Origin of the sequence: Embleya sp. NPDC127516 (assembly GCF_044765325.1) — a bacterium.
Classification (GTDB): domain Bacteria; phylum Actinomycetota; class Actinomycetes; order Streptomycetales; family Streptomycetaceae; genus Embleya.
The window spans coordinates 1-19398 of the sequence record NZ_JBIWJT010000049.1 but is presented as its reverse complement, the minus strand read 5'-3'; the positions used below and the strand labels follow the sequence as shown (position 1 = coordinate 19398).

Genomic DNA, 19398 nt, shown 5'->3' with positions numbered 1-19398 from the left:
CGCCGACGGCTCTCGGGAGTCGGGGCTCGACGGCTTCGGTCGACGGCCGCGGCGGGGCGTGACCTGTCCCCTGCGAAAGGAGCTGACCGCGTTTGCGTGCCGCCGATGCGAGACCCCGACCCGGTCCCGGAATATCCCGGCGCGGCCTGCTGCGCGGCGTCGGCGCCGTCGGCCTGGCGGTGGCCGCGGCCGGCACCGCCGCCGCGACCACCGGCTGCAGCCGGGTGGACCTCAACGACGAACCGGACGGCGGCACGTTGCTGCACCGACTGCGCGAGCGCGGTTCGGTACGCGTCGGCTTCGCCAACGAGGCGCCCTACAGCTTCCTCGACAAGGACGCCGAACTCACGGGCGAAGCAGCCGAGTTGGCCAAGGCGGTCTTCGATCGCCTGGGTGTGCGCCGGATCGAGCCGGTGCCCTCCGACTTCGGTGCGCTGATCCCGGGTCTGCGTGCGGGCCTGTTCGACATCGTGGGTGCCGGTATGTCCATCACTCCCACGCGGTGCGCGCAAGTGTTGTTCACCGACCCCGAGTTCGACGCTGCCGAGGCATTCCTGGTGCCGAAGGGCAACCCGCGAGGGCTGGCCACCATGGCCGATGTGGCCGCGAACTCGAACGTGCGGCTGGGCGTCCTGCTCGGCACGGTCGAGGCGGAGGTGGCCGAGCGAAGCGGCGTACCCGGCGCCCGGATCACCCGGTTCGCCGACCAACCGAGCGCCTTCGACGGGATGATCGGCGGTCGGGTGGACGCGGTCGCGCTCACCTCGATCTCGCTGAACTGGGGTCTGCGCCAACGGGCACACGCCGACCTGGAGGTCACCGCGCCGTACCGGCCCGTGGTCGACGGCCGACCGATCACGGCGGCGGCGGGTGGGTTCGCGGTGACGCCCGATCAGACGGACTTCGTCGCGGCCTTCAACCGGGAACTGCACACGCTTCGAGACAGCGGCGAACTCCTGCGCATTCAAAGGCCGTTCGGCTTCACCGAGGCCGATGTACCGGCCCCGGAGCTGACCGCACAGCGGGTGTGTGCGACATGAGCGACGGCAATCGCGCCGACGTGCGCAGACCACCCGCCCGTCCCGGAATGGAGGCCGCCGGATGACGTCCGGGCAACTCGAACTGTTGCTCCACGGTGCGCTGAACACCGTCTACCTCACGTTGGGTGGCGGGGCGCTCGGCCTGGCCCTGGCGCTGGCCGCCGGGCTGGCCCGCTGCAGCGAGCATCGACTGCCCCGGTGGATCGGGGCGTGCTACGTGGAGGTCTTCCGCGGCCTGCCGACCCTGGTACTGGCCTTCTGGTTCGTCTTCGCGGTCCCGGCCCTGGGTTGGCAGTTGAACCCGATGTGGGCCGGCATGCTGGCCCTCGGCCTGAACATCGGCGCGTATGCCGCCGAGGTGGTACGCGGCGCGATCCAGGCGGTGCCGACCGCACAGATCGAGGCCGCGATCGCCCTCAACTTCACCCGCTCCCAACGGACCCGACGGGTACTGCTGCCCCAGGCCTACCGGGCCATGCTCCCGCCGCTGGGCAACAACCTGATCGAGTTGCTCAAGATGTCCGCCGTGGTGTCCATCGTGTCGATCCCGGACCTGACCTTCAACGCCCAACTCATCCGGATGTCCTCGGGTGAGACCACCCTGGTGTTCACCGGCCTGCTGTTCGGCTACGCGCTGATCGCCCTGGTGCTGATCACGCTGATCCGCGCGCTGGAACGGCACGCCGTGCGCTCGCTCGGCCGAACACCGGAGCCGGGCCCGCTGCAACGGCTGCTGCGACGCGCGGAGGTGGCCCGATGAGTTGGGATTGGGACTACGCGTGGGACATCGTCCCGGATCTGTGGTCCGGCATGCTGGTCGCGCTTCAGGCCACGCTGTACGGCTACGTGTTGGCGCTCGTACTGGGCCTGGTGTTCGCGCTGTTGCGGCGCAGCCCCACCCGTTGGGTTTCCGTACCGGTCGCGCTGATCTGTGAACTGATCCGCTGTACCCCGCTGTTGGTGCAGTTGTTCTTCATGTTCTACGTGCTGCCCACGATCGGGATCGACTGGGCGCCGCTGACCGTGGGCGCGTTGACCCTGGGCATCCACTACGCCACCTACGTGTCCGAGGTGTACCGCGCGGGCATCGAGGGCGTGCCGGTCGGCCAGTGGGAGGCGGCCGTCGCACTCCACCTGCCGCGCCGGCGGGTGTGGACGTCGGTGATCCTGCCGCAGGCGGTGCCGCGGGTGTTGCCCGCGTTGGGCAACTACCTGCTCTCGATGTTCAAGGACACGCCGCAGTTGATCGCGATCACCGTGGTGGAGGTGTTCTCCACCGCCCGGGAACTCAACGCGGAGACCTTCCGCACGCTGGAGCCGTTCACCGTCGCCGGCGTCTTCTATCTCGTCGTCACGCTGATGATGTCCGCGCTGTTGCGGCTGGTCGAGCGGCGGTTCGGGCGGGTGCGCTCGATCTGACGCCGCACGCACGCACGGACCGCCCGGCTCGACGTTGGAGGAACACACGATGACCCAGACCCAGACCCCGCCGACGCCCTCCACGGACCCGGTACCGCCCACCGACCTGATCACCTTCGAGGGGGTCGGCAAGCGCTTCGGCGACAACGTGGTGCTCGACGACCTGTCGTTCGGCGTGCGCGCCGGCGAGCGGGTCACCCTGATCGGGCCCAGCGGTTCCGGCAAGACCACCATCCTGCGGATGTTGATGACGCTGGCCCGGCCGGACACCGGCGTGATCGAGGTGGGCGGCGAACCGCTGTTCCACGAACGGCGCGAGGGTCGCCTGGTGCCCGCCTCGGAGCGGCACGTCCGGGCCATGCGCAGTCGGATCACCATGGTCTTTCAACAGTTCAACCTGTTCCCGAACATGCGGGTGCTGCGCAACGTCACCGAGGCTCCGATCCGGGTACACGGCGTCCCGAAGGAGGAGGCCGAGGCCCGCGCCGCCGACCTGCTCGAACTGGTCGGCCTGCGCGACAAGTTGTCCGCATATCCGGCCCAACTCTCCGGCGGCCAGCAGCAACGGGTGGCGATCGCACGGGCGTTGGCGGTCGAGCCGGACATCCTCCTGCTCGACGAGGTCACCTCCGCACTCGATCCCGAACTCGCCGCCGAGGTCCTGGACGTCCTGCGCGAGGTGGCCCACACCACCGACGTCACCATGCTGTGCGTCACCCACGCCATGCGCTTCGCCCGCGACGTCTCCGACCGAGTCCTGATGTTCTGCGACGGCCAAATCATCGAATCAGGACACCCGGAATCCCTCCTCACCACCCCCACCCACCCCCGCACCCAACGCTTCCTCAAATCCATCCTCACCGAATCCTGACCCCCACCACCCCAACAAACCACGGGCGGACCGGCGCGGCAGGCGGGCCGGCGCAGCAGGCGGGCCGGCGCGGTTGGGGTCGCGAGCGACCCGGGGCGGGGGGAGCGGTTGCGGGAGGTGTGCGGGAGGACGGCGCGGCGGGCGGGCGGGCCGGCGCGGCGGACGAGGCAGTAGTCAACGCGCGGCGGCGGGCGAGCCGTCCCAGCGAGCAGCGGGCGAGCGCAACCCATCCAGCCCGTCCGGCGCTTGAGGACAACCGGGCCGGAGGCCGGCCTCAGCCACCGACGCCCACACAACACACGAACGAACCACAGCCGCGCCTCAAGCACCCACCCAACCAATCCAGCCCGTCCGGCGCTTGAGGACAACCGGGCCGGAGGCCGGCTTCCCAACCGGCCCACCCAACGCGCACACGAGCGAACCGCAGCGAAACCCCGAAAGTCCACCCAACCAAATCAGCCCGTCCGGCGTTTGCGGACCACCCACGCCGGAGGCCACGTGTGCATCGGGGCCAACCACCCCGGGCCTACGGCAAGAAGCCCCCCGCGCGCGCCGCAACCACCGCTTCGACGCGGTTGTGCGCCCCCAACTTCCGCATCGCCGACCGCAGATAACTCTTCACCGTCTCCGGCCCCAGCACCAGCACCCGCGCCACCTCCGCGTTGGTCCGCCCCACCGCGACCTGAGCCAGCACATCCGTCTCACGAGGCGTCAGCCGTACTCCCCGCGCCGCTCCACCGGACGCACTCGCGGCCGTCCGCGCCAGCCTCCCGCACACCTCCCGCAACCGCTCCCCCAGCCCCGGATCGCTCGCGACCCCCGCCAGCGCCAGCAGATCGGCGTGCGCCAACCGGATCTCCAACGCCGCCCACCCCGGCAACTCGGCCGCCCGCGCCATGCGTTGCTCGACCTCGCGGGCCACCGCGATCTCGTGCCCGGCGTCCCGCGCCGCGTCGCAGGCCGACGTCAGGATCCCGTCTCCGAAGTCGGACGGCCGCCGCAGCGCCCCGTACAGCACCGCCGCCACCCCGCGCCCCGCGAGCACCGGCACCGCGAACACCGCGCGCACCCCCTCCGTGGTGACCGCCCGGTCGTACTCGTGGCTGATCGCCGACGCCGCGACGTAGTCGACCACCCGGACCGGCCGCCGCGTGGTGATCGCCTTGCCGCCCACGCCGGTCCCCGCCACCACCGTCAGTCCCGACAACACGCGCGTCGAGGTCCCGCTCAGATACGAGATCACCAGCCGATCCCCCGCATCGGGACACGGCCCGGCGAACGCGACGTCCACCCCGGTCCGCGCCCGAAACCGCTCGACGGCCCGACCCACCGGGTCACCGACCGACCCCGCGTATCCGCTCACGGCTCCTCCATATATCCCGCCACGGACGTCCCGCCCGACCTCGGCACCCCACCACCGGCGCCCCACGCGCCACGCGCCACGCGCCACGCGCCACGCAAGGGCAACGTACTCCCGCCCTCACCCCCACATCACCCCCATTCGGGGGTACTCCGCTCGCCGCCCCCACCCCCTCCCACCTACCTTCGCGACAGCACCGTCCGACGCCCCACAGCACCCCGCACTGCACCACACCGACGGCACCCCCGCACCACCCCGGGCCCATGGCACCACCGCACTGCCCGCGCCACAGCACCCCCACCCCGCCTCGCGCCCGCAGCACCACCGCACCACCTCGCGCCCACGGCACCCCCGCATCCCGACCAGGCAGGTGACCCGCGATGACCGCTCCCGCGCCGCCCCCACCCCCGCAGTCCCCGGACGACCCGCCGGCCGACACCCCCCTCGCCACCCGCCAGGGCGAGCGCACGCCGCCGCTCCCGCACGAGACCATCGGCGCCAACCTGGCCCGGATCGCCGCCACCTACCCCGACCACGACGCCCTCGTCGAGTGCGCGAGCGGCCGGCGCTGGACGTACGCGGAGTTCGACGCGGCCGTCGACGACCTCGCCCGCGCGCTGATCGGCGTCGGGATCGAGGCCGGCGACCGAATCGGCATCTGGTCGCCCAACTGCGCCGAGTGGACCCTGGTGCAGTACGCCTCCGCCCGGGTCGGCGCGATCCTGGTCAATCTCAACCCGGCCTACCGTGCACACGAGATCGAGTACGCGCTCGCCCAATCCGGCACCAGGCTGCTGGTCGCCGCGTCGCGCGTGAAGACCAGCGACTATCCGGCGATGGTCGCCGAGGTCCGCGCCGCCTGTCCCGACCTGGAACGCGTCGTACACATCGACACCCCGGACTGGCGGGCCCTGGTCGCCGAGGGCGCCGCCGTCTCGATCGACCGATTGCGCGCCCGCGAGGCCACCCTGCGCCCCGAGGACGCGATCAACATCCAGTACACCTCGGGCACCACCGGCTTCCCCAAGGGCGCCACGCTCTCCCACCGCAACATCCTGGGCAACGGCTTCCTGGTCGCCGAGATCCAGGGCTGGACGGCCGACGACCGGGTGTGCCTGCCGGTGCCCTTCTACCACTGCTTCGGCATGGTGATGGGCAACCTCGGCGCGACCAGCCACGGCGCGTGCATGGTCGTCCCGGCCGCGCTGTTCGACCCGGCCGCCACGTTGCGCGCCGTGCACGAGGAACGCTGCACGGTCCTGTACGGCGTGCCGACCATGTTCATCGCCGAGCTCGCCCTGCCCGACTTCGAGGCGGGCAAGTACGACCTCTCCACGCTGCGCACCGGCGTGATGGCGGGCTCACCGTGCCCGGTCGCGGTGATGAGGCGGGTGATCGACCGGATGGGCATGACCGAGGTGACCATCTGTTACGGCATGACCGAGACCTCACCGGTCTCCACCCAGACCCGCCGCGACGACTCGCTGGAGCGCCGCGTGGGCACGGTCGGCCGGGTACACCCGCATCTGGAGATCAAGGTGGTCGACCCGACCACCGGCGCGACCGTCCCCGAGGGCACCCCCGGCGAGTTCTGCACCCGGGGTTACTCGGTGATGCTCGGCTACTGGCAGGACCCCGACCGCACCGCCGAGGTGATCGACGCGGACGGCTGGATGCACACCGGCGACCTCGCGACGATGGACGCGGACGGCTACGTGTCGATCGTCGGCCGAATCAAGGACATGGTGATCCGAGGCGGCGAGAACGTGTACCCGCGCGAGATCGAGGAGTTCCTGTACGGCCACCCGGACATCGAGGACGTCCAGGTCGTCGGCGTGCCGGACGAACGCTTCGGCGAGGAACTCATGGCCTGGATCAAACTCCGCCCCGACGCCCCCGAACTGACCGCGACCCACCTCCGCGAGTTCTGCGCCGGCCGCCTGGCCCACTACAAGATCCCCCGCTACGTACACCTCGTCGACGCCTTCCCGATGACCGTCACCGGCAAGATCCGCAAGGTGGAAATGCGCGAACGCTCCATCGAACTCCTCGACCGTGAACCCACCTGACCGAGCCCGTCCGCGACTCAGCCGATCGACCGTCTGTCCGCCTCGACTCTCGCCACCGCAAATGTCGGCGCCAACGCACGAAGCAACCGCGTGTGCAGTTCCGGTTCGGGGTGTGGTGTTTCGGGGGCGGTGTTGTTACCTTCGGGTAACTTTCCGGGGCGAGGAGGACCGTATGGCCGGCACATCGTCGTCCGCGCGCGCTTTGGTGGCGTTGCTCGGCGGAGCGGGTGTGGCCCACTTCGTGTACCCGAGGCCATTCAACGCGGTGGTGCCTCGAAGCCTGCCGGGCAACCCGCGGGTGTGGACCCGGGCAAGCGGCGTGGCCGAGTTCGCTCTGGCGGCGGCGGTGGCCGTGCCGCGCACCCGGCGGGTGGGCGCCTTGGCCGCGGCGGCGTTCTTCACTGCGGTTTTCCCGGCGAACGTCAAGATGGCCGTCGACTGGCGTACGCGGCCGGCCCCGCAGCGTACCGCCGCGTTCGCCCGCCTGCCCCTCCAGATTCCGCTGGTGCTGTGGGCGCTGCACGTGGGGCGGAACGCGAGTCGGTCCTGAACTCGACGTCGGCCTCAGCCGGGGCCGCCCGCCGACCGCGGGCCCGGCGAACGCTCCGCGTAGCGCAGCGGTTCGTGCCCGCCCAGTTCGATCGAACGCCCGCGCTCACCGCCCGGCGAACCCTCGCGCCCACCCCCGGGCGAACGCCCGCTCTCATCGACTCTTAAGACTCGTCTCACCCGCCGCACAGCCCCGCCCGCAACCGTGTCGTGCATGAGCCCCGCCCGCGAAGGAACGCACCGCGCGGCACGCCGCGGCCGATCCGTCCTCACCCCCCTGGCGGTCGTCCTCGCCTGTGCGACCCTGCTGTGGATGGTCGTCTCCGGCAACCGCGCGGAGCCGACCTCGTTCAGCCCCGCGCCGACCGCGAGTTCGGCCGCGGACCCGCCGGCGGTACCGCCCGAGAGCACGGAGCCCACGTTGTCGTCGACCGACGCCCCCACCGACGTCGCCCGAGGCGCCGACCGGCAACCCGCCGTCGGCCCGACCTCCGCCGGCGTCGCGTCCGCGCTCGCCGGCGCGCTGCCCGAGATCTCGGGCAACCTGTCGGTGGCCATCCTCGACCCGGCCGGCGGCGAACCGGTCGGCTACAACACCGACCGGTCCTACGTCACCGCGAGCATCGTCAAGGTGGACATCCTGGCCGCGTTCCTCCTCCTGACCCAACAGGAGCACCGCGCCCTCACCACCACCGAACGGGCCACCGCCGCCGCCATGATCGAGCACAGCGACAACGACGCCGCCGACACCCTGTGGTCCGCCATCGGCGGCGCCGCCGGCCTCCGCACCGCCAACACCGCCCTGGGCCTCATCGAAACCGAACCGACCGGCCTGTCCTGGGGCCTGACCCGGACCACCGCCACCGACCAGGTCCGCCTGCTCGACGCGATCACCGCGACCGACTCCCCGCTCGGCGCCGGCTCCCGCGCCTACCTGGCCGACCTGATGACCTCCGTCGCGGACGACCAGACCTGGGGCGTGGCCACCGCCGCCGACCCCGACACCACCCCGGCCCTGAAGAACGGCTGGCTCCCCCGCGACGCCACCGGCCTGTGGGTGATCAACAGCATCGGCCACATCACCCACGCCGGCCGCCCGCTCCTGATCGCCATCCTCTCCGACGACCAACCCTCCATGCCCACGGGCATCACCCAACTCGAAGCAGTGGCCCGAGCCGCCGTCCCGGCCGTGGCAACCGCCGCGAACTGAGCCCGGTCCGCCCCGCTTCACCCCGGCCCCGGCCCAAAGGGCCCACGCCTCACGCGTCCCGCCGCAGGAAGCGCCAGGTGCCCAAAGTCAGGGCCAGGGCGGCGTAACCGGCGAGGACCGTGAGGCCGGGCCAGGGGGCGATCGGGAGGTGGTTCAGGTCCCGGGTGGTCTGGATGGCCAGGCCCGCCGTCATCGGGGTGATCCGCTCCAGGCGGCGGTGCCAGTCCGGATCGGCGATCGCCTGGACCAGGAGCGGGAGGATGTAGAGCAGGGTCAGCAGGACCGCGACCGCGCCGGTCGTGTCGCGCAGCACGAACGCGACGCCCATCGCCAGCAGCCCGATCAGCACCAGGTAGAGCACCGTGCCGCCGGCCGCGCGCAGCGTCGGCCCGTCGGTTGCGGACAGCCCGGGATAGCCCTGCTCGGGGGTGAAGCCGTTGCCGTCCAGGATCGTGCGCCCCGCCCACAGCGACCCCAGCACGCCGATCGTGCCGGCCGCCGCGACCATCGCCACGAGCAACATCGCCTTGCTGCCCAACAACACGATCCGGCGCGGGAGGGCGGTCAGCGACGTGTGGATCATCCCGGTGCCGTACTCGTTGCCGACCATCGACACCGCGAGCAGGACGACCGCGATCTGACCGACCCGGACTCCGGTCAGACTGTCCTTGGTGATGTCCTCGAAGCACCCGGCCGGCGTCGCGCAGGCCGAGGCGTGCATGGCCGATGTGGTCAGTACGCTCACCACCACCGTGGCCACCACCAGTGCGCACAGCAGCCATCCGGTCGAGCGCACACTGCGCAGCTTGGTCCACTCGGCGAGCGCGGCGTTCCTCATGCGTCCCGCTCCCGCAGCCGCCACGCGGCGATGGCCAGCGCCACCGCGGTGTAAGCGCACAACACGCCCAGCCCGGCCCACGGTGCGATCGTGGTGTCGTAGCGGTCGAAGGTGCGCTGGATGGCGAATCCGGCGGAGGGGGTGAGTCGTTCCAACCACGCCCCGGTGGACACCGGCAGGCCGCTGCCCACGATGCGCGGGATCAGCAGCAGGGCGAGCACGAGGGTGATCGCGGGCGCGCCTCGGCGCAGGATCGCACCGACCGCCAGCGCGAACATCGCGGCGACCGCGAGCAGCACGGCCGTACCGATCAGCGCGCGCAGCACGTTCGGATCGGACAACCCGGCCGGGATGCGGTTCTTCGAGCGCTCCACCGGTCCCGTGGCCAGGAACGCGCCGAACGCGCCTACCAGTCCGGCGACGAACGTGGCCGCGCCGACCACGATGGCCTTGGCCGCGAGCACCCGCCCTCGGCGCGGGGTGGCGGCGAACGTGGTGCGGATCGTGTCCCGGTGGAACTCGGCGGTGATCGACACCACGCCGAGCGCGACCACGGCGATCAGCGCGATCAGCACGCCGCCGAGGATCGTCTGCGTGGCGTCCTCGCCGAACCGATCCGGACCGATGTCGCCCATGCCGATCACCGTGAAGGTGCCGTCCACCTCGGTGAAGCCGGGCGGTGGGCCGGCGTCCGGTCCCTCCGTCGCCGGTCCCGCCGACGCGCCCGCCCCACCCGGTCCGGCCCGGTTCTGCCAGGTCCCGGCGGGCTGTTGCGGCTGCGCCGGCTTCAGGCTCACGTGGTCGAAGGTGGCCTTGCCGGTGGTGCTCTGCGAGGAGATGCCCTCGCTGCCGAACGCGCGCTCGACCTTCACCGCGTCCGGCGACGCGACGAACAGCCCGATCCGAGCGGTCCGCGGCAGATCGTCCAGGTCGACCCGGCCGACCCGACGCCACCCGGCGCCGTCGCTCGACTCGTACGCGGTGATCGTGTCACCGGCCCGAACCAGCTTGAGCCAGCGCGGCACCGGACCACCGCCGCCCGCCTTGTCGCTGTCGTACCCGCTGTGCAGGCGGACCCCGTGGTCGGGCGTGACCACCACCGCCGCGTACGCCGCGCCGAACGCGTCGCTCGCCCGGATCATCAGGCCCGCCTTGGCCCGCCCGGCACTGCGCTCCTGTGTGCTCACCCGGGCGACCAACTCGCCGTCACCGGCCAGCTCGCGCTCGACGAACTGGCCGCCGTCGGCGAAGTGGTCGGCCAACTTGACCTTTTGTTTGCCGCCGCCGCTCGACACGTCCTGGATGCCACTCCCGCCCGCGATCAGCAGGCCGACCAGCACGGTCAGCACGGCCGCCGCGGTCAGCGTGAGCAGCCATCGGCGCACCGACCTGAGCTTGGTCCACTCGGCGCGCAGCAGCCCGCCGAAGCCGTCCCGGCCGCCGGTCAGCGGGCTTCGGTACGGCGTCGTCGTCGTCGTGGGGTCCGCCATCACCGCTCCCCGGCGTCGGTCGCGGCGCGGTAGTCGACCGCGTCCCGGGTGAGTTCCATGTAGGCCTCCTCCAGCGAGGCGCGGTGCTCGGCGATCCCGGAGAACGGCACGCCGTGCTCGGTGAGCAGCCCGATGATCCGCTCCGCGTCCAGGCCGGTGACGGTCAGCGCCTCGCGCTCGGTGGCCGCGACGGTGGCGCCGACCCGGGTCAGCACGGTCATCGCCTCGCGGCGCCGCGCGGTGCGCAGCACGATCCGGCCGCCCGACGCGGCGGCGAGCAGTTCGCCGATGCTCGTGTCGGCGATCAACCGGCCCCGGCCGATCACCACGAGGTGGTCGGCACTGTCCTCCAGTTCGCTCATCAGGTGGCTGGAGACCAGCACCGCGCGGCCCTCCGCGGCCAGCGCGCGCAGCAGCCCGCGGATCCACATCACGCCCTCGGGGTCGAGGCCGTTGACCGGTTCGTCGAGCATCAGCATCGGCGGATCGCCGAGCAGCGCGCCGGCTATGCCCAGGCGTTGCCGCATGCCGAGCGAGAAGCCGCCCGCGGGCCGACGTGCCGCCGACGCGAGGCCGACGCTCTCCAGTACGTCGTCCACCCGACGCGCGGGCAGGCCGTTGGAGTGCGCCATCCACAACAGGTGGTCGCGGGCCGGGCGGGCCGGGTGCACCGCCGCCGCGTCCAGCAGCGAACCCAGGTGCCGCAGCGGCGTGCGCAGCGTGCGGTAGTGCCGGCCGCCGACCAGCGCGGAGCCCTCATCGGGTCGGTCCAGGCCGACGATCATCCGCATGGTCGTGGACTTGCCGGCGCCGTTGGGTCCGACGAAGCCGGTGACCTGGCCGGGCGCGACGGTGAACGAGAGGTCGTCCACGGCGGTCTGCGGACCGTAGCGTTTGCGCAGGCCGCGAACTTCGATGGTTGCTTCCATACCCAGGAGGCTATGAATTCGGCCGGGTCCGGCACATCACGCGGGCGAGCCAAACCGGGTTCCCCGTGCGGGGGGAAGCCCGCCGCACGCCTCCCCGGCGCGGGGGAGGCGGATTCCCCGGCCCGGGGGAAGCCGCCCGCGTGGCCCGCCCGGGACAATGGCGCCATGAAGCACAGCGATCCGGCCCCCGGCCGCGTCCTCGACCTCGGTCGTCGGCGCGGAGAGCCGTGGTGGCACCCCTTCGGCGCGGGGGTGGCGCTCGGCTTGTTCTCGCTGCCGGAGACGGTGGTCCGCACCGCGCCGCGCTCCGACGAGGCGGCGGGCATGTTGTCGGTGGCGCTGATCCTGGGCCTGTGCGCGACGGTGCCGTTGGTCCTGATACGGCACCGACCGGCAATGGTGGCCGTGGCGGTGACGGTGGCGGCCGTGTCCACCGGGGCGCTCTACCAGGGTGTCCCGATCGCCGCGACGATCGCGGTGGTGATCGCGTGGGCGGCGCTGGCGCTCGGCCGGGTGCGCGGCGCCCGCACCCGCAACGCCGAGCGGGACGCCTCGCGGCACGCGATCGAGAGCACCCTGCTGGAGTTCACCGCGCGTGGTGAACGAGCCAGGATCGCCCGGGAGTTGCACGACGTGGTGGCGCACCACATCTCGATGATCTCGGTGCAGGCGGAGACCGCCCGGCTGGCCACGCCGGGGATGCCGAAGGAGGGCGCCGAGCGGCTGCTCGCGATCGGCGACACGGCCCGCACCGCGCTGACCGAGATGCGCCGCCTGCTGGGGGTGCTGCGCGAGGACGCCGGCGCCGAGCCGACCCGCCGACCGCAGCCGGGCCTCCAGGAACTCCTGGAGTTGATCGACGAGTCCCGGGATTTCGCCGGCGCGGGCGTGCGGCTGATCGTGCGCGGGCGGATCGCCGTGCTCGATCCGGGTGTCGAGTTGGCGGCCTATCGCATCGTCCAGGAGTCGTTGACCAACGCGCGCCGACACGCGCCCGGAGCCGCCGTCGACGTGCTGCTCGACTACTCCGACGAGGATCTGCTGCGGGTGCGGGTCCGCGACAACGGCCCGGGGCCGCGCGCCGGCACCGGCCCGGGCGGGCACGGCCTGCTGGGGATGCGTGAGCGCGCCGCAAGTGTGGGCGGCGAGTTGCGCACCGGGAACCCGCCGATGGGCGGATTCCTGGTCGAGGCGATATTGCCGGCCGGCCGGATGGCCGGCACCGCGGGCATACCCGCCGAGGGGCTCACCACCGCGGGAGGGGTCGGATGAGCGGGCCGGCGGCGTTGCGAATCGTGGTGGCCGATGACCAGGAGGTGGTCCGGGCCGGTTTCGCCGCATTGCTGGACACCCAACCGGACTTCACCGTGGTCGGTACCGCCGCCGACGGCGCGGAGGCGATCCACCGCTGCCGCGAGCAGCGCCCCGACGTCGTGGTGATGGACGTGCGGATGCCGGTCATGGACGGCATCGAGGCCACCCGGCGGATCCGCGCGAACACCGTCGAGGACGAGCCGCCCCGAATCCTGATGTTGACCACCTTCGACCTCGACGAGCACGTCTACGACGCGCTGGTCGCCGGTGCCGGCGGCTTCCTGATCAAGGACGTGACCGCCGAGCGCCTGTTCGACGCGGTGCGCGTGGTGGCCGCCGGCGAGGCGCTGCTCGCGCCGAGCGTGACCCGCCGGCTGATCGGCGAGTTCACCCGCCTGCGTCCGCGCCCGGCCCCGCCCGGTCTGGCCGACCTCACCCCTCGTGAGGTCGACGTCCTGCGGCTGGTCGCCGAGGGCCTGTCGAACGCGGAGATCGCCGGCCGCCTGGTGGTCGGCGAAGAGACGGTCAAGTCGCACGTGAGCCGGGTATTGCGCCGACTGGGCCTGCGCGACCGGGTCCAGGCGGTGGTCATCGCGTACGAGTCGGGCCTGGTCGTACCGCGCTCCGGCGGCCGATGAGCGAACCGGCCCCCGATGCCGCCCGGCCCCACCAGGCTCCGCGGCCGGTGACCTCCGGGCACACGTCGGCGAGTCCGCGTGCGGGTCCGGGGCCGCCGGGGAGATCATCGAGGGATGAACACGACAGTGCACCTGGCCCAGCAGGCCGAGGCGGACGAATTGCTCGGGCGCAGTGCGTTGGCGGCGCTGGTCGGCATGCTCCTGGATCAGCAGATCCCGATGGAATGGGCCTTCGCGGGCCCGTACACGATCGCCCAGCGGCTGGGCCGCACCGATCTGGACGCGCACGAGATCGCCGCGTACGAACCGGACGCGTTCGCCGAACTCCTGTCCACCAAGCCCGCCGTGCACCGCTATCCCGGGTCGATGGCGCACCGCGTGCAGCAGTTGTGCCAGTACCTGGTCGAGAACTACGGCGGCGAGGCGAGCGCGGTGTGGGCCGACGTGGACACCGGTGTCGAGTTGCTCAAGCGGCTGCAGGCGTTGCCCGGTTTCGGGAAGCAGAAGGCGCAGATCTTCCTGGCCCTGCTCGGCAAGCAGTACGGCGTGACACCGAAGGGTTGGCGCGAGGCGGCCGGCGGCTACGGCGAGGCGGGCTCGCACCGTTCGGTCGCGGACATCACCGGCCCCGAGTCACTGGCCAAGGTCCGCGCGCACAAGCAGGAGGCCAAGCGCGCGGCCAAGGCCGCCAAGGCGGCGAAGGAGTCCTGACCGCCCGCCCGCACGCGGTCGGTTCACCCGCGCCGCCCGCCCTGTCGCCTCCGCCGTCGACGCAGGAGCAGGCGTCGCCTCCGCCGTCTACGCAGATGTCGACGCGGGTGTCGCCGCAGGAGTCGAGACCCCCGGTGCCGCCGTCGCGGTCCGCCCGGATCGGGGCAGGAACAGCGCGGCCGTCGCGGTCAGCACGGTCGCCGCGCCGAGGATGGCCCAGGCCCGGTCGTACCCCTCCAGGGTGGCCGGGGCGCCCACCGCGGCGACGAACACCGCGACGCCGAGCGCCGCGCCCACCTGGCGCAGCATGGTGATCACGCCCGAGCCGGTGGCGAAGCGATCCGGGGTCAGCGCGCCGGTCGCGGTGGCGATCAGGGTCGGCAGGATCAGGCCGACGCCGATGCCGGTGAGGATCGAGCCGGGCAGCAGATCGCTCGCGTAGCGCGCATGCGGTTCGAGCCGCACGATCCACCAGCCCAGTCCCGCGCTGAACGACAAGCCGCCGGCCACGACCAGCGCGCCCGGCCCGAAGCGGGACACGTAGCGGCCCGCCAGGATGCTCACGAACGGCACACACAGCGGTCCGGGCACGGTGCCGAACCCGGTGCGCAACGCGCTCCAGCCCCACACGGTCTGCATCCACATCGTGGAGGAGAACAACATCCCGGCGAACGCGACACCGAACAGGATGTTGGCGATTCCCGAGACGGCGTAGGTGCGGTTGCGCACCAGGGCGCCCTCGACCACCGGCCGCGGGTGGCGCCCGTTGCGCAACAGGAAGCCGGCCACGAACACCGCGGTGGCCACCCACACCCCCACCGCGCGGCCCGAGAGCCATCCCCAGTCGGGCGCACGTACCACGCCCAGGGACAACGCGCCGATCGCCGCGGTCAGCAGCGCGGCGCCGAGCAGGTCCGGCAGCGGACCCCGGTCGGTGGGCGCCGTATCGGGCAGTCGGCGCACGCCGAGCACCAGGGTGAGCACACCGATCGGCAGGTTGACCACGAAGACCCAGCGCCAGCCGGGTTCGAGCAGCAGCCCGCCCAGGATCGGTCCGAGCGCGGCGGCGAGCCCGCCGATCGCGGCCCACGCGCGGATCACCGAGCCGCGCCGCTCGGGCGGGTACGAGGAGAGCAGCAGGCCCAGCGACGCGGGCGTCAGCAGCGCGGCGCCGACCGCCTGGGCGAGTCGCGCGATCACCAGTACCGCGAGCGTGGGCGACGCGGCGCACAGCGCGGATGCCACGGTGAACACCGCGATGCCGGCCAGAAAGGCGCGCCGGTGACCCATCCGGTCGGACAACCGGCCGCCGGGCACCAGCAGCGCGGCGTAGACGACGGTGTACGCGTTGAGCACCCAGGACAGGTCGGCGAGCGAGGCGCCGGACCAACTCTCGGCCAGCGAGGGCATCGCCACGTTGACGATGAACAGGTCGAGATTGACGAGTACGACGCCCGCGCAGACCAGGACTGCGGCGAGCGCGCGGGGCGGGTGATCCGGTTCGGTGCCGGCCATGACGGCTGCCTCCCAGGTGGGTTCACGACTGAGTTCTATGACGGAACTCAACGTAGGGCTCGTCAGTTCTATAATGCAACTCAGTGAGTATCATGAAAGGACTCACCGGTTAGAATGGGGCCATGCGTCGCAAGAGTTTCCAGGAGATGGCCTGCTCGGTCGCCCAGTTCCTCGAGGTGGCCGGGGAGTGGTGGACGATGCTGATCGTGCGGGACGCCTTCCTGGGCGTGACCCGCTTCGACGACTTCCACGAGCGGCTGGGCATCTCCCGCAACGTGCTCACCCAGCGGCTGGAACACCTGATCGAGCACGGCGTCCTGACTCGGGAGGTCTATCAGGACAAACCCGTGCGCTACGACTACCGACTGACCGACAAGGGCCGCACCATGTGGCCGGTCCTGAACGCGATGCGCCAGTGGGGCGACCAGTGGGCCGCCCCCGACGGCCCGCCGTTGATCGTCACCCACAGCGCGTGCGGCCAACCGGCCACCGCGGTACATGTCTGCTCACACTGCGGCGACCCGCTGACCTCTCGCGATCTGCGCGCCTCCACGGGCCCGGGCGCCCGGGACGGCCTACTGGAGGGCCTGTCCCCCAATGCCGCGCCCACCGCGTGACCCGATCCGCCCGCACGAAGCCCACCGGGTGACCCCGACGCGCGCGTGCGCCGTGTGGCCCGACCGGCGTCGCGAACCGACCGGGCCGACATCGTTCGCAGGAATCAGAGCGTCGGCTCGGCCGGCGGCGCGGTCGGAAGCACGGTGAAACCGAGCTTGGTCAACGCCCGGGAAATCTCCGCCGCGCTGAAGTCGCGCGGAAGTTGGCCCGTGATCACCGAGCCAACCTGCTTGACCGGATAGGTACGGCGCCCGATACGGACCGATTCGCCGGTGATCGGGTCGGGCTTGACCCCGCTCATGGCGCGCTCCACCTCGTTCATCTGCAGGTGGAAGGACTGGCCAGCGATCGTGCAGCGCATATTGCCTCAGCAAAGGAAGGGGTGAGTACTACCGGTGTGGCAAGTCTTGCGCAGTCCCGGCCGCAAGCACAGTCCATGACCGCCGTCCGGGGGTCGGCCGGGTAGTGCGGGCTGATATGTCACATCGTGTCGTCTCGGGTTCGAGCCCTGTACACCCATCCGGCAAAAGCGGAATGCCTCGTTCCACCGCAGACAACCCGCACCATCGTCTGTCACCCTGCTCCGGGCAGTGACCAACCGTCGACCATCCGGAGTTACCCTCGGGGAGGACGAACGTGAACAGGCTCCCGAACGCGCCCGTCACCACAAAGGTCGCGTCCACACCGCTAAAGGTCGCGTCGACACCGCTGTGGGCGGAGTTCGGCCGTACCTTGCGGACCCGGCGCCGCCTCGCCGGAATGACGCAGCAGCAACTCGGGCTGCGCGTCGGCTACCACCACAGCCTGATCAGCAAGCTGGAGGCCGGCCTGCGCGAGCCGCCCGCCGGCCTACCGCGCCGACTCGACGATCTCCTGGACACCGGCGGGGACCTGTCCGCGTTGCTGACGAGCCGATCGATCCCGGCGCCCGCCCTGCACCGCACCCACTTCTCGGTGATCCCCGGCGGCGAGGCCCCCGCGGGCCTCGCGCCGCTGGCCGACCGGTTCTGGCCCGATCGGCTGCCGTACCACGGGCTGCCCTGCCCGCTGCACGGCAAGGACGGCTGTCACGAGTGCGAGGTCCCGCCGTACGCCGACGCGCTCACCATCCTGGGCGCCATCGACGGGAACAACCCCTCCGGTGTGGACCCCGACGTCGTACACGTGCTCACCGCCCTCCTCGGCGGCTACACCCAGGCCGGTCTGCACGGCGGCGCCACCACCGGGCTGGTCGGCTCGGTCGAATACGTGCTGCGCCGGATCGTCAGTTGGGCCGAGTCGCTGAACGCGCACGGCCGCTCGCCGCACGCCCAGTTGCGATTGGCCGCCGACTACGCCCAGCTCGCCGGTCGTTTCCGGATGCAACAGGGGCAGAGCGTGATCGGCATGGCCTGGTACGACCGCGGCCTCAACTGGGCGGACGTGTGCGAGAGTCCGGGCGCCCGCGCGTCGTTGCTCGGCGACGTGTGCTCGCTGGCCCGCCTCGACGGCGACGCGGCGGCAGCGCTGGCCTACGCCCGAGCGCTGGAGGCGGTGGACACCGGCCGGGCCTGGATCACCACGCTGGCGCAGCTCTACCAGGCCCGCGGGCACGCGCTCGGCGGTGACATCGGCGAGTGTCGGCGGCACATCGCCACCGCCCATCGACACGTGAACCGTTTCGACGAACGCGACCGGGCCGAGGCGCCGTGGCTGACCGGACTGGCCGGTCGGTTGCGGATGGAGGCCACCATCGGCGGCGCGCTGCGCGACCTGGCCGCGCGCACCGGCGACCTGGCCTCGGCCCGATCCGCGGTGCAGTCGGTCCAGGCCGCGCTCGACCTGCTGCCGGTACCGATGCGACCGGCGCGGGTGCTGCTCACCGTGCGTCTGGCCGACGCGCTCGCGTGCGCCGGTCAGCCGGACGCGGCGGTGCTCGCCGCCGCGCCGGTGGTGCACGAGGCGGCCGGTCTGGGCACCGCGACCACAAATCGGGAACTACTGGGCCTGCGCCGACGTCTGACCCAGCATTGGAGCGATCTGCCCGAGGTCCGCGACCTGTTGGAGCAGATGCCTGGTCAATGAGCGGCGGTCGGCCCGGAACCGCGGTCTCGAACGGCCCCGGAGCCGTCTTCGAGGCCCGAACGACCGCCCGATCGGTTGATCCGGCACTCCCGCGACTCCCGGGGTCTGCTTGGCGTTTGCCAGAATTTGCCGGCCGTTGCCGATCGCTTCACCCCGTCCACACACCCGTGTGAGTGTTTCGCTCGCTCGGGCACGAACCCGGCCTGCACGGTCGCCCGCGTCGCTCACGAGGCGTACGCGGCGCAAGCCGGCGACGTGGTCGAGGCACGCCTTCCACCCAAGGAGCCTCGATGAATCGCAGAACGACCACGGCCGGGACCGTCCTGGCCATGCTCGCCGGCTTGGCGATCGGCGCGGCCGGACCCACGGCCGCCGCCGACCCGTCCCCTCCCCCCGCCAACTCCCAGGCACTCGCGGTATCCGCCGCCGACCGGGCGGCCGCCAGCGGCCTGGACAGTCTCGCCAAGGGGCCCGACGAGCAGTACGAACGCCAGGTCGTGACCCCGTGGGTCAACGATCTGTACTCGGTCGCGTACCAGCGCACCTACCGCGGCCTCCCGGTCGTCGGCGGGGACGCCGTGGTACTGGCCGACGGAAAGGGCCGGGTGCGGGCGACCCAGTCCTCCACCGCGACGCAGGTATCGGTCACCACCCAGCCGACCATCACCGCCGGCGCCGCCGAGAGCACGTCCAAGGCGCAACTCCCGGTCGTGGACAAGGTCGACTCGCACCGCCTGGTGGTCCGGGTCAAGGACGACAAGAG

The 19398-nt window shown here is 72.0% G+C and carries 18 protein-coding genes and 1 pseudogene; 13 read left to right on the top strand and 6 right to left on the bottom strand.

The genetic code is table 11. From position 1 onward, the window contains the following. Positions 1-92: 92 nt before the first annotated feature. The 4 genes from ehuB (at position 93) to ehuA (ending at position 3330) form a co-directional block, all read left to right on the top strand. Positions 93-1040, top strand: coding sequence for an ectoine/hydroxyectoine ABC transporter substrate-binding protein EhuB (gene ehuB, locus ACIRL2_RS47850; RefSeq protein WP_395873853.1), 948 nt, complete (start codon positions 93-95; stop codon positions 1038-1040). Positions 1041-1101: 61 nt separating this feature from the next. Then, positions 1102-1800, top strand: a complete 699-nt coding sequence (ehuC, locus tag ACIRL2_RS47845; protein WP_402241526.1) for an ectoine/hydroxyectoine ABC transporter permease subunit EhuC — start codon at positions 1102-1104, stop codon at positions 1798-1800. Continuing rightward, complete coding sequence (gene ehuD / locus ACIRL2_RS47840; RefSeq protein ID WP_395873855.1) at positions 1797-2459, top strand: ectoine/hydroxyectoine ABC transporter permease subunit EhuD; 663 nt, start codon at positions 1797-1799, stop codon at positions 2457-2459. Before ehuC ends, ehuD begins: the two co-directional genes overlap by 4 nt. Before the next feature lie 49 nt (positions 2460-2508). Then, entirely contained in the window at positions 2509-3330 is an 822-nt protein-coding gene (ehuA, locus tag ACIRL2_RS47835; RefSeq protein ID WP_402241523.1) for an ectoine/hydroxyectoine ABC transporter ATP-binding protein EhuA, read from the top strand. Between the two features lie 526 nt (positions 3331-3856). On the opposite strand, the gene ACIRL2_RS47830 is transcribed toward ehuA, so the two are convergent. Continuing rightward, positions 3857-4693 (bottom strand): LuxR C-terminal-related transcriptional regulator, encoded by an 837-nt coding sequence (locus tag ACIRL2_RS47830; protein ID WP_395873857.1) that lies wholly within the window; start codon positions 4691-4693, stop codon positions 3857-3859. 377 nt (positions 4694-5070) lie between these two features. Between ACIRL2_RS47830 and ACIRL2_RS47825 the strand changes: the two genes are divergently transcribed. The 3 genes from ACIRL2_RS47825 to ACIRL2_RS47815 all read left to right on the top strand — a co-directional run bounded on the left by ACIRL2_RS47825 (position 5071) and on the right by ACIRL2_RS47815 (position 8518). Further along, positions 5071-6759 (top strand): AMP-binding protein, encoded by a 1689-nt coding sequence (locus ACIRL2_RS47825; RefSeq protein WP_402241519.1) that lies wholly within the window; start codon positions 5071-5073, stop codon positions 6757-6759. A gap of 172 nt (positions 6760-6931) precedes the next feature. Then, positions 6932-7309, top strand: coding sequence for a hypothetical protein (locus ACIRL2_RS47820; protein ID WP_402241516.1), 378 nt, complete (start codon positions 6932-6934; stop codon positions 7307-7309). Between the two features lie 213 nt (positions 7310-7522). Further along, on the top strand, positions 7523-8518 hold the full coding sequence (locus tag ACIRL2_RS47815; protein WP_402241514.1) for a serine hydrolase: 996 nt from the start codon (positions 7523-7525) through the stop codon (positions 8516-8518). 49 nt (positions 8519-8567) lie between these two features. Here ACIRL2_RS47815 and ACIRL2_RS47810 read toward each other — a convergent pair whose 3' ends face one another. From ACIRL2_RS47810 to ACIRL2_RS47800, 3 genes are read right to left on the bottom strand one after another with little or no spacing between them, the layout of a single operon-like run. Continuing rightward, positions 8568-9356 (bottom strand): ABC transporter permease, encoded by a 789-nt coding sequence (locus ACIRL2_RS47810; protein WP_395873862.1) that lies wholly within the window; start codon positions 9354-9356, stop codon positions 8568-8570. Continuing rightward, the gene (locus ACIRL2_RS47805) at positions 9353-10846 is read right to left on the bottom strand and encodes an ABC transporter permease subunit (protein WP_402241512.1); all 1494 of its coding nucleotides are present in this window, start codon (positions 10844-10846) and stop codon (positions 9353-9355) included. The genes ACIRL2_RS47810 and ACIRL2_RS47805 overlap by 4 nt, the downstream gene beginning before the upstream one ends. Next, complete coding sequence (locus ACIRL2_RS47800) at positions 10846-11775, bottom strand: ABC transporter ATP-binding protein (RefSeq protein WP_395873864.1); 930 nt, start codon at positions 11773-11775, stop codon at positions 10846-10848. The genes ACIRL2_RS47805 and ACIRL2_RS47800 overlap by 1 nt, the downstream gene beginning before the upstream one ends. Before the next feature lie 165 nt (positions 11776-11940). On the opposite strand from ACIRL2_RS47800, the gene ACIRL2_RS47795 reads away from it, so the two are divergent. The 3 genes from ACIRL2_RS47795 (at position 11941) to ACIRL2_RS47785 (ending at position 14438) form a co-directional block, all read left to right on the top strand. Next, positions 11941-13047: a sensor histidine kinase gene (locus ACIRL2_RS47795; RefSeq protein WP_395873865.1), complete on the top strand. Its 1107-nt coding sequence runs from the start codon at positions 11941-11943 to the stop codon at positions 13045-13047. Continuing rightward, positions 13044-13727: a response regulator gene (locus ACIRL2_RS47790; protein WP_402241508.1), complete on the top strand. Its 684-nt coding sequence runs from the start codon at positions 13044-13046 to the stop codon at positions 13725-13727. Before ACIRL2_RS47795 ends, ACIRL2_RS47790 begins: the two co-directional genes overlap by 4 nt. Positions 13728-13841: 114 nt before the next feature. Further along, positions 13842-14438 carry an HhH-GPD-type base excision DNA repair protein gene (locus ACIRL2_RS47785; RefSeq protein ID WP_402241505.1) on the top strand — a complete coding sequence of 199 codons (597 nt, stop codon included), beginning with the start codon at positions 13842-13844 and terminating at the stop codon, positions 14436-14438. Between the two features lie 87 nt (positions 14439-14525). Here ACIRL2_RS47785 and ACIRL2_RS47780 read toward each other — a convergent pair whose 3' ends face one another. After that, entirely contained in the window at positions 14526-16004 is a 1479-nt protein-coding gene (locus ACIRL2_RS47780) for an MFS transporter (protein WP_395873868.1), read from the bottom strand. A gap of 71 nt (positions 16005-16075) precedes the next feature. Between ACIRL2_RS47780 and ACIRL2_RS47775 the strand changes: the two genes are divergently transcribed. Next, on the top strand, positions 16076-16570 hold the full coding sequence (locus ACIRL2_RS47775; RefSeq protein ID WP_402241502.1) for a winged helix-turn-helix transcriptional regulator: 495 nt from the start codon (positions 16076-16078) through the stop codon (positions 16568-16570). Positions 16571-16674: 104 nt separating this feature from the next. Here ACIRL2_RS47775 and ACIRL2_RS47770 read toward each other — a convergent pair whose 3' ends face one another. Beyond that, the gene (locus ACIRL2_RS47770; protein ID WP_395873870.1) at positions 16675-16932 is read right to left on the bottom strand and encodes an SCO5918 family protein; all 258 of its coding nucleotides are present in this window, start codon (positions 16930-16932) and stop codon (positions 16675-16677) included. A gap of 275 nt (positions 16933-17207) precedes the next feature. Between ACIRL2_RS47770 and ACIRL2_RS47765 the strand changes: the two genes are divergently transcribed. After that, positions 17208-18635, top strand: a complete 1428-nt coding sequence (locus tag ACIRL2_RS47765) for a multiprotein-bridging factor 1 family protein (RefSeq protein ID WP_395873871.1) — start codon at positions 17208-17210, stop codon at positions 18633-18635. Positions 18636-18925: 290 nt separating this feature from the next. Beyond that, positions 18926-19398, top strand: a pseudogene (locus tag ACIRL2_RS47760) (peptidase M28); the annotation flags it as partial.

What these genes read in the sequence shown, in the direction of transcription:
- ehuC (WP_402241526.1), top strand. Translation starts at nt 1,102, where the DNA reads ATGACGTCCGGGCAACTCGAACTGTTGCTCCACGGTGCGCTGAACACC.
- ehuD (WP_395873855.1), top strand. Translation starts at nt 1,797, where the DNA reads ATGAGTTGGGATTGGGACTACGCGTGGGACATCGTCCCGGATCTGTGG.
- ehuA (WP_402241523.1), top strand. Translation starts at nt 2,509, where the DNA reads ATGACCCAGACCCAGACCCCGCCGACGCCCTCCACGGACCCGGTACCG.
- ACIRL2_RS47825 (WP_402241519.1), top strand. Translation starts at nt 5,071, where the DNA reads ATGACCGCTCCCGCGCCGCCCCCACCCCCGCAGTCCCCGGACGACCCG.
- ACIRL2_RS47820 (WP_402241516.1), top strand. Translation starts at nt 6,932, where the DNA reads ATGGCCGGCACATCGTCGTCCGCGCGCGCTTTGGTGGCGTTGCTCGGC.
- ACIRL2_RS47815 (WP_402241514.1), top strand. Translation starts at nt 7,523, where the DNA reads ATGAGCCCCGCCCGCGAAGGAACGCACCGCGCGGCACGCCGCGGCCGA.
- ACIRL2_RS47810 (WP_395873862.1), bottom strand. Translation starts at nt 9,356, where the DNA reads ATGAGGAACGCCGCGCTCGCCGAGTGGACCAAGCTGCGCAGTGTGCGC.
- ACIRL2_RS47805 (WP_402241512.1), bottom strand. Translation starts at nt 10,846, where the DNA reads ATGGCGGACCCCACGACGACGACGACGCCGTACCGAAGCCCGCTGACC.
- ACIRL2_RS47800 (WP_395873864.1), bottom strand. Translation starts at nt 11,775, where the DNA reads ATGGAAGCAACCATCGAAGTTCGCGGCCTGCGCAAACGCTACGGTCCG.
- ACIRL2_RS47795 (WP_395873865.1), top strand. Translation starts at nt 11,941, where the DNA reads ATGAAGCACAGCGATCCGGCCCCCGGCCGCGTCCTCGACCTCGGTCGT.
- ACIRL2_RS47790 (WP_402241508.1), top strand. Translation starts at nt 13,044, where the DNA reads ATGAGCGGGCCGGCGGCGTTGCGAATCGTGGTGGCCGATGACCAGGAG.
- ACIRL2_RS47785 (WP_402241505.1), top strand. Translation starts at nt 13,842, where the DNA reads ATGAACACGACAGTGCACCTGGCCCAGCAGGCCGAGGCGGACGAATTG.
- ACIRL2_RS47775 (WP_402241502.1), top strand. Translation starts at nt 16,076, where the DNA reads ATGCGTCGCAAGAGTTTCCAGGAGATGGCCTGCTCGGTCGCCCAGTTC.
- ACIRL2_RS47770 (WP_395873870.1), bottom strand. Translation starts at nt 16,932, where the DNA reads ATGCGCTGCACGATCGCTGGCCAGTCCTTCCACCTGCAGATGAACGAG.